The organism is Vibrio sp. YT-16 (assembly GCF_033337405.1).
Lineage (GTDB): Bacteria > Pseudomonadota > Gammaproteobacteria > Enterobacterales > Vibrionaceae > Vibrio > Vibrio alginolyticus.
Window position 1 is genome coordinate 1 of the sequence record NZ_JAWOQQ010000015.1, and the last position, 12,627, is coordinate 12,627.

General features: G+C 43.3%; 16 protein-coding genes. 7 read left to right on the forward strand and 9 right to left on the reverse strand.

The genetic code is table 11. The features are described 5' to 3' along the window. The first annotated feature begins 69 nt into the window (after nt 1–69). Together R7F07_RS19735 and R7F07_RS19740 are read left to right on the forward strand one after the other, a co-directional pair. Nucleotides 70–603: a nicotinate-nicotinamide nucleotide adenylyltransferase gene (locus R7F07_RS19735; protein ID WP_005375300.1), complete on the forward strand. Its 534-nt coding sequence runs from the start codon at nt 70–72 to the stop codon at nt 601–603. Nucleotides 604–617: 14 nt separating this feature from the next. Further along, entirely contained in the window at nt 618–1,100 is a 483-nt protein-coding gene (locus R7F07_RS19740) for a hypothetical protein (RefSeq protein ID WP_017635276.1), read from the forward strand. A gap of 118 nt (nt 1,101–1,218) precedes the next feature. Here R7F07_RS19740 and R7F07_RS19745 read toward each other — a convergent pair whose 3' ends face one another. Next, nucleotides 1,219–1,827: a hypothetical protein gene (locus R7F07_RS19745; protein ID WP_064369671.1), complete on the reverse strand. Its 609-nt coding sequence runs from the start codon at nt 1,825–1,827 to the stop codon at nt 1,219–1,221. A gap of 191 nt (nt 1,828–2,018) precedes the next feature. Between R7F07_RS19745 and R7F07_RS19750 the strand changes: the two genes are divergently transcribed. Next, nucleotides 2,019–3,128, forward strand: a complete 1,110-nt coding sequence (locus R7F07_RS19750; protein WP_005385027.1) for a 1-acyl-sn-glycerol-3-phosphate acyltransferase — start codon at nt 2,019–2,021, stop codon at nt 3,126–3,128. A 74-nt stretch (nt 3,129–3,202) separates the two neighbouring features. Here R7F07_RS19750 and R7F07_RS19755 read toward each other — a convergent pair whose 3' ends face one another. Continuing rightward, nucleotides 3,203–3,802, reverse strand: a complete 600-nt coding sequence (locus R7F07_RS19755) for a hypothetical protein (RefSeq protein WP_171342495.1) — start codon at nt 3,800–3,802, stop codon at nt 3,203–3,205. A 319-nt stretch (nt 3,803–4,121) separates the two neighbouring features. Here R7F07_RS19755 and R7F07_RS19760 point away from each other — a divergent pair, with 319 nt between their 5' ends. Further along, on the forward strand, nt 4,122–4,394 hold the full coding sequence (locus R7F07_RS19760; protein WP_318110551.1) for a YnjH family protein: 273 nt from the start codon (nt 4,122–4,124) through the stop codon (nt 4,392–4,394). An 88-nt stretch (nt 4,395–4,482) separates the two neighbouring features. On the opposite strand, the gene R7F07_RS19765 is transcribed toward R7F07_RS19760, so the two are convergent. Continuing rightward, on the reverse strand, nt 4,483–4,782 hold the full coding sequence (locus tag R7F07_RS19765) for a YfcZ/YiiS family protein (protein ID WP_005375307.1): 300 nt from the start codon (nt 4,780–4,782) through the stop codon (nt 4,483–4,485). A 607-nt stretch (nt 4,783–5,389) separates the two neighbouring features. Here R7F07_RS19765 and R7F07_RS19770 point away from each other — a divergent pair. Next, entirely contained in the window at nt 5,390–5,851 is a 462-nt protein-coding gene (locus R7F07_RS19770; RefSeq protein ID WP_171342496.1) for a TetR/AcrR family transcriptional regulator, read from the forward strand. Between the two features lie 112 nt (nt 5,852–5,963). Here R7F07_RS19770 and R7F07_RS19775 read toward each other — a convergent pair whose 3' ends face one another. The 6 genes from R7F07_RS19775 to R7F07_RS19800 are packed head-to-tail and all read right to left on the reverse strand — an operon-like array spanning nt 5,964 to nt 10,542. Beyond that, on the reverse strand, nt 5,964–6,746 hold the full coding sequence (locus R7F07_RS19775) for a heme ABC transporter ATP-binding protein (RefSeq protein ID WP_005385036.1): 783 nt from the start codon (nt 6,744–6,746) through the stop codon (nt 5,964–5,966). After that, nucleotides 6,746–7,783 (reverse strand): FecCD family ABC transporter permease, encoded by a 1,038-nt coding sequence (locus R7F07_RS19780; RefSeq protein WP_005375318.1) that lies wholly within the window; start codon nt 7,781–7,783, stop codon nt 6,746–6,748. The genes R7F07_RS19775 and R7F07_RS19780 overlap by 1 nt, the downstream gene beginning before the upstream one ends. 9 nt (nt 7,784–7,792) lie before the next feature. Next, nucleotides 7,793–8,662: a heme/hemin ABC transporter substrate-binding protein gene (locus tag R7F07_RS19785; RefSeq protein WP_053303820.1), complete on the reverse strand. Its 870-nt coding sequence runs from the start codon at nt 8,660–8,662 to the stop codon at nt 7,793–7,795. Nucleotides 8,663–8,690: 28 nt separating this feature from the next. After that, nucleotides 8,691–9,104 (reverse strand): ExbD/TolR family protein, encoded by a 414-nt coding sequence (locus R7F07_RS19790; RefSeq protein WP_005375322.1) that lies wholly within the window; start codon nt 9,102–9,104, stop codon nt 8,691–8,693. Next, on the reverse strand, nt 9,101–9,799 hold the full coding sequence (locus R7F07_RS19795; protein ID WP_005385044.1) for a MotA/TolQ/ExbB proton channel family protein: 699 nt from the start codon (nt 9,797–9,799) through the stop codon (nt 9,101–9,103). The genes R7F07_RS19790 and R7F07_RS19795 overlap by 4 nt, the downstream gene beginning before the upstream one ends. Beyond that, nucleotides 9,799–10,542 carry an energy transducer TonB gene (locus R7F07_RS19800; RefSeq protein ID WP_081008275.1) on the reverse strand — a complete coding sequence of 248 codons (744 nt, stop codon included), beginning with the start codon at nt 10,540–10,542 and terminating at the stop codon, nt 9,799–9,801. Before R7F07_RS19800 ends, R7F07_RS19795 begins: the two co-directional genes overlap by 1 nt. Nucleotides 10,543–10,702: 160 nt before the next feature. Between R7F07_RS19800 and hutW the strand changes: the two genes are divergently transcribed. Together hutW and hutX are read left to right on the forward strand one after the other, a co-directional pair. Then, nucleotides 10,703–12,073, forward strand: a complete 1,371-nt coding sequence (gene hutW / locus R7F07_RS19805; protein ID WP_171342497.1) for a heme anaerobic degradation radical SAM methyltransferase ChuW/HutW — start codon at nt 10,703–10,705, stop codon at nt 12,071–12,073. Between the two features lie 32 nt (nt 12,074–12,105). Continuing rightward, a complete protein-coding gene (gene hutX / locus R7F07_RS19810) occupies nt 12,106–12,609 on the forward strand; it encodes a heme utilization cystosolic carrier protein HutX (RefSeq protein ID WP_158155408.1) in 504 nt (167 codons plus the stop codon). Nucleotides 12,610–12,627 lie beyond the last annotated feature (18 nt).

Here is a 12,627-nt window from a genome sequence, read left to right on the forward strand (position 1 = left end):
TAAAGATTAGTAGTATCATACCGAAATCATCAGATTAGAAAACTCTCTTCAACCAGGTAATCACCGGATATGAAAAAAATCGCCATTTTTGGTAGTGCATTTAACCCACCTAGTTTAGGGCATAAAAGTGTTATTGAGTCTTTGAGCCACTTTGATCTTGTGTTACTTGAGCCAAGCATTGCACACGCTTGGGGCAAGAACATGCTTGATTACCCAACTCGGTGCAAAATGGTTGACGCGTTCATCAAGGATATGGGGCTTTCTAATGTTCAGCGTTCTGATGCAGAGCAAGCTTTATACCAACCTGGACAAAGTGTGACGACCTATGCGTTGTTAGAAAAAATTCAAGAAATTTACCCAACTGCCGATATAACTTTTGTCATTGGTCCTGATAATTTCTTCAAATTTGCTAAATTTAGTAGAGCTGAAGAGATTACGGAACGTTGGACTGTTATGGCATGTCCTGAAAAAGTAAAAGTCAGAAGCACAGATATTCGCAAAGCATTGGCCGAGGGTGAAGAGATCGGCGCCTATACAACACCTTCCGTACGTGATTTATTACTTAGTAAAGGCTTATACAGAGAAACATTGTCTGGGAACTGAGAGGTCAGATTTTCATGGTCAGAGTAGTTTTATTTAGTGCATGTGCGCTGCTTGTGGTGACACAAGCTCATTCCGCGTGTAACTATTTTTCTGATCGTTCCGTGGTGTTTGAAGATAACACGCTTCCAATCTGTGAAGAAATTTTAGATTCCATCGGCGTGTTAAGTACTGAAGCATTGATTTGGTATGCAGCGGAAGCGAAGCTTGAAGGACCAACAGAAAACTATTGGGAGGAGTGGGCGATTAAGCCGGAAGACACCCCACTTCTAACTCAAAACTTAGAAAAGAATTACTTTGGTCTTGGTTTTTGGATGCCGGAAGAGCTCCGAGACGAAGAGAGTAAAATGGATACAGAAGAGTGGCTTCGTAGTCACGGGTTGATGTTCAGCGTTGGTTTTGGTGATAAATCCGACGGACAGCCAAGAATGCGGTTTGATTATCGTTGGCACGAATATTATGACGCTGACTGGATGATGCAGATAGAAGTACCTTTCTAGGCATCTCAAGCAAATGAAAAAAGGGCGTACATTATCAATGTACGCCCTTTTTGTTTTAATCTACTTTCTGTGTCCGTAATTCTACGTAATGCTGAACACGTAGCTTGTTGAAGAGCAGTTATAGCGCTTCTCCAAAGACTAAAAAGCAAAGCTGTTCATATTCTTCGGTGTTACCAGCAAAAAGAGAGTCAACAATTTGCTCTTCCTTCTTCCCCGACAGTTTCATTTTTCTTGCTTCACGTAGTGTTAGTACCAAGCAAAGCTCTTTAGAAATATTCATGTCACAGCCAGGAGTCCACTGATTGATGGTTCTTGTTAACGTTGAGTGCGCTAGTTTAGGAGACAGCGTCAATACTTCATGTCTTACTACTGTCAGTAGATCGGTTTGCAGATCCGAGCGTTCGGCTGTTGTTGCTAGCTTCTCGACGAGCGCTTTTAGTAGCGGTGAAGGCTTCACAAAGCCCGCCTGTTGTGAGAACTCGTCATTTAAACGCACAGAAAAATCACAACGATATACACGAGAATTAGGTAAAAAGGTGAGGGAGCTCAAACATCCTTGAGGAATCCAAAAATATTGGCCTGGTTCAATGGCATACTCCTGCTTACCCAATTTAATGACGGCTAACCCTTCGATGACAGATAGTAGACTGTGCTTCAGTGCTTTTTTACGCGCAGCTACATCAAGAAAGGGGTATTTAGCGTCGTGAAATTCAATTGCGTAGTTCATTATGAGTACCAGTGTTTTTTGGCGCTAAGGGTAACGTTAAACCCATACGATTCCAACCTGCTGAGAGAATTTTTTAGCATGATAAATGGTGGCTTAACTGGTATGACCATGTTAAAAGTATGGGTTGAAATGCTGCTTGTCAGCAAAACTATGCGTAAAATGTGCCAGCTTTTTTTGATATGTAATGAACAATGACAGCCAATACCGATCCTTATATTGAAATTCGTCCTTACAACGACGAAGAAATTCCAGCAGCGCTGGATCGTCTAATCCAAGATGATGAATTTATCACTGCTATCCTAGAGCATCGCTTTGCTAATAAAGCAGCGTGGTTCAAAACGCTAATGAGCCCGATCCTGCGCATCTACCTGAAAGCCAAGTGGAGCAAGCTTGATTCTGTCGAAGCAATTCAGATTGAAGTGAAGAAGTATCTGAAAGATACATTGAATAAGACAACGGATGGCGTCACTTTTTCTGGTTTGGATAAGCTGGATAAAAACACGTCATACCTATTCGTTTCTAACCACCGTGATATTGCGATGGACCCTGCGCTCGTAAATTATGGCTTGTACCAAAGTGGGCACCGTACAGTTCGTATAGCGATTGGCGATAACCTGCTGAAGAAGCCATGTGCGACAGAATTGATGCGACTCAATAAGAGCTTCATCGTTAAGCGCTCTGCTAAAGCGCCTAGAGAAATGATGAAAGCATTGGGACAACTGTCAAGCTATATCAAACATTCGCTTGATACTGGCAATTCAATTTGGATTGCCCAAAAGGAAGGTCGTGCTAAAGATGGAAACGACTTTACTGATCCTGCTATTTTAAAAATGTTCCATGTTGAAGGTCGTAAACAAAAGATCAGCTTTGGTGAGTACACGCGTTCTCTGAAAATCGTTCCTGTCTCGATTGCCTATGAAAATGATCCATGTGACATTGCCAAAGCAAAAGAGCTGTACGAAAAAGCAGAAAATGGCCGCTATGAAAAAGGCGAATTTGAAGATATCGAAAGCATCATTCAAGGTATCGTTGGCTATAAAGGCCGTGTACATGTTGCGTTTGGTGATGTGATTGAGCAAGAGTTTGAAACGCCGGAATCTCTTGCTGGTGAAATCGACCGCCAAATTCACAACAACTACAAGTTGTACCCAATCAACTTGTTAGCTGCTGGGCATGAAGATTCGAGCATCATTACGGAAGCAGTTAAGCGTCATCTCGCGGATAAGTTGGATCAGCTACCTGAAGGCGCAAGACCTTATTTGGTGGCGAGCTATGCCAATCCTGTGAATAACCAAGAGTAACTTTCGTCACTGAACTCTGTTGATTCAGAATGCCTTAAAGCCTCGGTCTGACGGGGCTTTTGTTTATCTGCTCTTTAAGGTGCGACGGCGCCACCAAGGGTTAAACTGCTGGGCCATTTTGTGATCTTGTTACCACCTAAATAGATATTCCCTTTCACCGTCATTGTGTCTGGAAATACTTTCAGCGCTGATCCTCCAATATAAAGATTACCATCAACCACCAATCCTTCAGGAAGTTCAGAAATGGGAGTGCGAATAACACTTAGATCACCTTTTACTCGAAGTTTAGCTGGAAGCGCTTTTAACGGTGTATCTGTCAGATTTAGGTAACCGCCTAGTTTGATGCCTTTAGGCCAGTTTTCGATCTTACTACCTAGTAGGTTTGCATAGCCTTTTATCTTTGTTCCTGAGCGAATAACTTTGAGTGCGCTGTTAGTTGCTTCCAGACTGCCTTCAACATCAAGCCCTTTAGGCAAGGTTTTGATAGGGGTTTGTGAGATGTTTAAGTTACCCTTTACCACTAGGCCAGAGGGTAGTTGGGTGTAAGGCTTGTTTCTAAGATCAAGATTGCCGTAATTATCGATGTGACCAAACTTAGAATAGTAATCTAGCTCATATGCCAAAGGAGACGAGCAGAGTAGGATTGAAGTAAGGCATAGGGAAACAAAACGCATAGTCAAAGAGTTAGTTAAATACCGAGATCAACAGGTGCTTATCTTATACTTAAATAAACCTATTATGCATTTTTTGCTCACAGTTTTTGATTCATAACTTAAATATTCAAATTAGAGATACACGTTAAAAGTGTGCGCTTCTTTACTGAGCTAAGTAACTTCAAGCTTACTAAAATGAGATAAATTAAATGATTGAATGTGAAGCAGACCCAAGTGTAGAGGTGAGAAAAATATCAGTAGATATTTGAATAATATGAGATTCTTCCAAGAACTTCACAAGGGTCCTTGTTAGTATTATTGAGGTTTGAGGGAGATTTTCATGAAGTTAAAAAGTGTATCTATTTTTACCGCTGGTGTTTTTGCAGTACTGCTGTCGGGTTCCGTTTTTGCTAAATCATACAGTACATCAGAAAACAAAGCGCTAATAGTTGCTGACGGTAAGGTAGGTCAGCGTATCTGTTACTACGATGATAAAGCCTACACCACAGGGGCCGTGATTAATGTTGAAGGCGTATTACTGATGTGTACCGCTGAGAACGATTTTGAAACCAATGGCTCGTTAAAGTGGGTCGTGTTCAAAAAAGATAAATAAACGCGCCGAAGTTGTCTGTTTCATTTAGAGCGGTTTAAGATTAAGAGATTGGAAAAATAAAAAGCGAGCATCATGCTCGCTTTTTTCATTAACGCGCGAGTGAGCGAGTTTTTAATTCAAAGATAAGTTTTTCAGCACTTACTTCAAATTTGAATCGAGCCGTCGCTTGGTTCGATTCTTCGGTTATTTCTGAAACATTGTATTCAACATCAGCACATACTGATTTAGCGAGCTCGATGTATTTTTGTAGTTCAGACTCTAGCTCTGTTTTTGTCTGTGCGAAAACCGTTACGTCGGCAACTTCGTCACCTTCTTTGATGATAAAGCCAATCTCGCCAGCACAGCCGCAGGCCTCACATACTTGGTTTTTTTCTAATTCGACACTCATAACGAATCCTCTTGTAAATACTAAGGGTATTCTATCAGGTATTTGATCTGTATCTACAAAAATGACGACTTTTGCGTAAAAAAGGAACAGAATAGGCACTTGTTAAGTAAGGGTTAAAGATTGGATTACTAAATCATCAAGAACGTTAATGTGATATATATCAACATTTAAAATCAATTAACGAACATAGTGACGAGATTTTGCTCAGTCCAGTTGAACTAATGGTTAATTTATAAGACTATTTCTTGATTGATTATTTTTAATAATTATCATTCTTGGTCTTTGAATAGTTTCGATGAATAATTGGCGCAAGGTTTTGATGAGACTAACTTTTCGCCTTATTTTGAGTAGCATGTATTGACAAAAACATAACTGAAAATTACACATTACGCAGTGTAAAGACGTTATGGTTTGGAACTCGACATGATATTAAATAGTCGCAATACATATACCCAAAGCGCTTTCAAGTGCAGCGCTTAGCAACCTGATTTCTAGGTTTTCGCTAATCGAACCGCATCGGCGAGCCGGGTATAATGCTAAGAATGATTTCATTCTGGCCTCATTTAATAGTGAGTTAGATGGATTTACAAAGAGAAGAGCTTAAAATATGCCAAAGCGTAGTAAAGAAGATACCGAAATCACTATCCAAAAGATCATGGATGCCGTCATTGATCAGCTACTCAGATTAGGTTACGACAAAATGTCGTACACGACGCTAAGCCAGCAGACAGGTATATCGCGTACCGGTATTAGCCATCACTTCCCTAAGAAAACGGACTTCACCGCCGCACTGGATGGCCGTATCTTTAAAATGTTTATTGAACACTTAGAGTTTGATAAAGGATTAAATGCATTTTCACAAAGTTGGATTAAAGCGCTGGAAGATGCTGAATTCCTCGCGATTTTACGACTGCTATTCCATCACATTGTCACCGCTGAAAATGCGCAAGAATTTGCTGCTAATGGTATTGACCGCTTATACAAAATGGTTGAAAGCCAGTTTGGTGCGGGTGGTGACAGAGAGCTTGAGTGGTTGATTGGTCGATCATTGATCCAAATGAGCAAGTAATAGCCTTTAAAGCACCAAATTCTGCCACTATCAAAGCAAAGGCCCGCAATTCTCATATTGCGGGCCTTTGTCGTATCAAAGTGTTTTAGAGACGGCTTAGAGGAGATACGCTTTATGCTGCGGCATGCACTTGAGGGAAGTCTAGCGTCGGATGTTTTGTCACAATAGATCGATAGCCATAAACTTGCTCAATGCGCTCTGACGTTAGTGCATTCCATGGCGTGTCATCACAAACTAGTTTCCCGTTATGCAAGAGTACAAGGCGGTCTGCGTACTGAGAGGCTAGATTCAAGTCATGTAACACCACAACCACCGCTGCGTTTTGTGCTTTTGCCGTTTCACGAGCAATCTTTAACGTGTTGTGTTGGTGGGCGAGATCCAACGCTGAGGTAGGTTCATCAAGCATTAAGATTCGTTTTTCGCCAGATTGATGTAGTTGTGTCATCACTCGTGCTAGATGCAGTCGTTGCTTTTCTCCACCAGATAAAGACGGGTACAGGCTTTCTGCTAAATGCAATACGTCGGTTTGTTCCATGTAATGTAAAGCCAGTTTAGTGGTTTCTTTATTGGACAGTGATAGAGGTATTGCCCCCAGCTCTACTACTTCTCTGGCTAGAAATGGGAAGGTTAAGGTGCTGTGCTGCGGGAGCATTGCAATATGTTTGGCGCTTTTTTCAGGCTCCCAATCATGCTTTTGTTTACCGAAGTAGGTGATGTGATGATTCGAAGAGATCTCACCGCATAGAAGCTTGAGTAAAGTACTTTTACCTGCGCCATTGGGGCCGAGTAGGGCGGTCACTTCACCAGCTCGGATATCAATGTTGATGTCATCGAGCACCACACGGTTGCCATACGTCATCGAAATGTTTTTCCCCGATAAAACGATCTGGTTCATTACAAAATCTTCCCTTTTTGCTGGAACAATAAGTAGATGAAAAAGGGCGCGCCAATCAATGCGGTCACGATTCCAACTGGTAATTCAGCTGGTGCCACGGCAACACGAGCAAACATATCTGCGGCAGTAAGAAGCAGTGCTCCCATTAAGGCAGATATTGGTAATAGCGTTCGATGGTCAGGCCCAGCGAGCATGCGCCCTAAGTGAGGAATCACGAGCCCAATAAAGCCAATTGCACCACTGATGCTCACCGTAATACCAACACCCAGTGCAGAAAGTAAAATAAGCTGACGTTTGAGTTTTTGAACCGGAACTCCTAAGTGTCTTGCTTCTGATTCCCCTAACAACAGAGCATTCAGCGCCATCGACTTCTTCTGAAACCAGAGCAATAGGATGACGAGTGTTACAGCAGATAGAGCAATCCCTGACCAATTTGCACCAGCTAATGAGCCCATCGACCAAAGCGTCAAATCTCGCAGCATCTGATCATCTGCGATAAAGTTCATGTAGCCAATCGCAGCACCCGAGAGCGCGCTGATGGCAACGCCGGCTAACAACATAATTGTAACTGAGGTACCAAACTTACTTGTGCCGAGTTTATAAACGAGAATAGTCGTTAGTGCACCGCCAAGGAAAGCAAAAAGAGGCAAAGCCGCTAAGTTCATTAGTTGCGGATAGTTTTGGCTAAATTCAGCAAATACAACAATAGCGAATGCACCACCAAGAGCAGCGCCAGCAGACACACCAATGATACCTGGCTCGGCTAATGGGTTACGGAACAAGCCCTGCATAACCACACCACAAATTGCCAAAATGGCGCCGATGAACATACACAAAATGGTGCGAGGCAATCGGATTTCGTTAATGACCAACTGAATGTGAGGAGCGAGATCAGAACTGCCTCCCGTTAGGCTACGCAAACTGTCAGCAAAGCTAATGTTCATTGGGCCAACGGTAATAGAGGCGATAGCAATAAATGCTAAAAATCCACTAAGCACTGATAACGTCGTTGAAAGGGGGATACGTCTTAACAACATGTCATGTCTCTATGGGTAAAGCAGTGCATTCAAGCGTTTAGCTTCTGCAAGGCTTTTAAGGCCCAAACCACCTACCAGAGCATGGCCATCAATCGTTATGATGTCTTTGTTCTTTCCAGCGGGTGTTGCAGCAAGAAGCGGCATTGCTTTTAAAATTGCATCGGCACCACCCAACGTTTCATAGCTGCGACCACTAACAAGAATCACGTCAGGCTGCATCTCTACCATCGCTTCTGTGGATAGAGGCTTGTAAGACGAGAGTTGTGTAGCGGCTGGGTTTTGTCCGCCGGCGAGTTGAATAATTGCATCGGGTGTTGTTTGTGAGCCCGCAACATTTGCAGGTCGCCCTTCATGGATCAGCAGAAAGAGCACTTTCTTTTTCTTCGCTTGATCAGGTTGGTTTGCATTGAGTGCTTGTACTTGCGCCTGGACATCTTGCTTTAAGCTTTCAGCTTGAGCTTTGCGATCCATAAGGTTCGCAATTTGATCAATACGTTGATAAAGGCCCTCGACATTTGCATCAGTATTAACGATTTCTACATCTACGCCAGCCGATTTCAATTGGTTCAATGTTGTTTTCGGCCCCATCTCATCAGAACCAATGACTTTTGTCGGACGTAAGGCGAGCAACCCCTCCGCTGAAAGACGACGATGGTAGCCCACTTTAGGCAGTTCCATTTCTTTTGGTAATTGACTGGTGACGTCGATAGCAACCAAGCTATCTTTAGCGTCGAGTTCAAGCAAGAGTTCAGTGACGGCGCTGCCTGCGCTAACAACGCGCTCTGAGGATGGCGTTTCATTGGCAAAAAGTTGACTACTCGCAAGTAGGGAAATAGCTGCCGTGACAACAGCATGAATAGTGATGCGTGTGTTCTTCATTTTGAAAGGATCTCTATCTTACTTATTTTTATGATGGCTCTTCAGTGAGTAACTGAGTTGCTTGAATTCCGTTTTCTTGTAAAAAGCCGAGAAGTTGTACTAGCGACTGAATATTCGCGGTTTTTTCTGCTCCAATTACAATCGGTTTATCGCTTGACTTACTCTCTTCTAACAGCGCGAGGGTAAAGTTGTCCCAATCGATATATGTCTTGCCGTTAATAGCCCAGTAAGGCTCGTCTTTAAGAATATTTACCGTGATGGATTGCTTATCGACATCTGCAACAGCCTGAGATTCTGTGCTCGGTAAATTGACGTCTAATGAATCGAGTTTGACCGCTGCGGTTAACATCAGGAAAACCATGACGATAAAAATAATGTCTAACAGCGGTGTTAAATCGGGGGTTAAACCGTTACGACTATTTTCTTGTGGTGTTTTAATCATTGAGTTGCAGCCTCAATCTTCTCAGAAGAGCGCAGTGTTACTTTTGAGTGGTCTGGCGAGACATGCTGTAACGAGATACCTTCAAGCCATAAGTTGACGTAGTTTAAAGTGTGCTCAAGCTTGGCGATTACACGATCCGCCCACAAACCAATGATCTGCGCTCCTGAAATGGCAGGAAGTGCGATAATGAGACCCGCGGCAGTGGTGCGCATAGCAAGACCTAGGCCGTCAGCCAAATCATTCGGAGTGATATTCCCCGTTGAAACCGCGATGCCTTTAAACATGTCAATTAAGCCAAGTACCGTACCAAGCAAGCCAATTAAAGGGCTGATGACGCCAATCAGCGTCAGCAAACGAAGGCCGGAATGCAGCTGATGGCGTTTTTCTTGCAGCCAAATACCTGCGGCATCCTCTCTTAAAGATTTCGAGAAAGAATGATGAGCAAGCAACATCGCAACACCACGGTACAGAAGCGGCCGCTTATTCGACAACTCTTCAGCAAGTGCTTCAAGCTCGCTCCCATTTGTTGGGTCTAATCCTGTGAGCTTTTGGCGAATGGCTCGCTTTCCTACACCAAGGCTAATTAACACATGGAATAATCGCTCGGCGATGATCATCACCGTTAGAGCTGAGCAAATGATCAAAGGCCATGTCATCAGCCCAAATTGAGTTTGTAATTCTTGTAGTTGTTCCATTATCCATCCAACTTAAAACGAACAGGTACTTGTACTCGGTGAGCGACTTTTAGCCCACCTGAAATATGTGGTGTAAATTGCCACTGTTTGATCGCACGAAGTGCTGAGGCATCTAGCGACTCTGTGCCGGAAGACTCAATCAAAACCTGTTTAATCTGGTTACCATTCTCATCTAGCCATATCTCATACAAGGCTACACCCTCAATACCGCGTCTTTGTGCAGACCTTGGGTAACGGGGTTGTGTTGGTTGACTCACAAACGTTGGTTTGTCGACCAAGACAGGCTGAGATGTTGCCCCTTTGGATTTGCTCGCAGGTGCGGATTGTTGAGCTACCGTCTCTTTCTTCACCGGTTCCGTTTTTTTCTTTGGTTTCGCTTCGGGCTGAACCTTTTGCTTTGTTATGGTTTTGGTGGGCTCGACCGCTTTAGGTTTAGATTGTTTAACCGGTTCAGGTTTTTTCTCTACTACCTTCTTCTTAACAGCGTCTTTCTTGACGACCTGTTTTTTTACAATCTTCTTTTCTGGTTCAGGTTGGTCTTGAGGCTGCTCTTTTGGTGGCGCTACATTTTCTGGTGTAGATTTTTCGACAGCGGGAGGAGCAGACACAAGATTTAGACTTACCGAACTTGCTGGGTTTCCAGCCGGCATCGCGAACACCTTTGTCTCTTGAGAAACAAAAAGAAGTGCGGCATGGATGGCAAGGGAAGCACCTCCTGCAATGACATATCTTTGTACGTTCACGGAATATCTCGGGAAACTATGAAAACTTGGGCAGATTATTACTTACAATGGAAATAAGATCAATTATCAATTGCATTATCATTACGCTCAAATTATGATTCTTGCAGAATTTTTAAGATCAGCTTCCATCCCTTACATGATGGGAGTTAAGCGAGTATATATGAGCGTCGATATCGATAAGCTTGATGAATCAGTGTTGGGCAGTGATAGTCCTGATCCATTGCGATTTGCTTTTGTTAAGAAGCATTCTGCACATGCCGGGGGAGCGAGCGTACCTGTGCCCTCGTCTCAACAACAGGCGATTTTTTCGAGTATTACGGCTAACTCAGTTAAAGCGACCAATAAACGCTGTCTTTATATTCATGTTCCGTTTTGTCGCGTTCGTTGCACTTTTTGTAACTTCTTTCAAAATGCTGCAAGTCGCACACTGGTTGATGAGTACTTTGAAGCATTAATGCAGGAGCTTAGAGAGAAAGCGGCATTACCTTGGACACAAAATGGTATTTTTCACGCCGTATATATCGGGGGCGGAACGCCAACGGATTTATCTCCAATACAGGTTCGTGTGTTAGGCCAGGCTATCCGAGACCACTTTCCTTTGGCCGCAGACTGCGAAATCACCTTAGAAGGTCGCATCAATCGTTTTTCTGATGAGTTGTATCAAGGCGCTTTAGACGGTGGGTTTAATCGTTTCTCTTTTGGTGTGCAAAGTTTTAATACACAAGTGCGCCGCAGCGCAAAACGTTTAGATGATAGGGAAGATGTCCTCAAACGAGTGAGCGAGATCGCCAAAGAAGACAAAATTCCGGTCATTATCGATTTACTCTATGGCTTACCTTATCAAACCAAAGAAGTGTTAGAGCAAGATTTAAATGATTTCCTCTCGACTGGCGCACACGGACTGGATTTGTATCAGTTAGTGGTTGGCGGGTCAGCTCCCATGCTCAACCTCGTAGAAAAGGGAAAAATCCCGCCACCTGCGACCACACCAGAAAAAGCGGGAATGTATGAGCTCGGTGTGAACTTTATGGCCAAACACCATATGAAGCAACTGAGTGTGAACCATTGGGCAATCGATAACCGCGAGCGTAGTTTATACAATAGTTTAGCCAAGACTTATGCAGAGGTATTGCCAATTGGCTGTGGTGCTGGAGGTAATATCGGTGGCTACGGGATGATGCAACACCGCACACTAGAGACCTATATTAAAGCGGTCAAAGAAGGTCAAAGCACCATCGCGATGATGATGAAGCAAAGCCCTCTAGAACCACTTTTTTCTGCACTCAAATCTGCGTTTGACCGTGGCATTGTTCAAGCAAATCAACTTCCATCATTTATGGGAGAGGACGCGTTCGGGTTTTTATTGCCTCTATTTAAAGTGTGGCAAGCGAAAGGCTTAGTACAACTACATGAACGTAGCGCAATCCTTACTCTTGCAGGCAGCTTCTGGGCAGTGTCACTGGCTCAAAGTTGTATTCAGGTACTCACGTCAGAGATGCACGAAACCGTACCGAAAGCATCCAATAATTAATGAAAACAAATTGAACAAAAACGGAAGACACAATGGAATCAATCAAGCAACAAGTTGAAGTATTACTAGAGCAAGAAGCACAATTATTGCCAGCTGCGATGGCAGAGCGTCTTGGCATTTCCGAGTTTGAGGTTGTTGCGGCTCTACCTCAGGAAATGGTGGCTATTGCACCAGGAGAGCAAGCGCAAAGCATCTTAGAAAGTTTGGTTGGTTTTGGCCCGGTGACGACCATCGTCCACTCTTTTGGTTCTATCTTTGAAGTTAAAGCGCCGTTTCCAAAAGGAAAAGTGGCGCGTGGCTATTACAATTTAATGGGTAGAGAAGGTGAACTGCACGGCCACCTTAAATTAGATAACGTTAAAAATGTCGCATTAGTCAGTAAACCGTTTATGGGTAGAGAGAGTCACTATTTTGGTTTTTTCTCAGAGTGCGGAAGCAATATTTTCAAGATTTATTTAGGCCGTAACGAAAAGCGCGAGTTGATTGAAGAGCAAGTCACCGCATTTCGCGCCCTACAAGCCGAATTAAAAAAGTAATCACAAACATAATCGAGG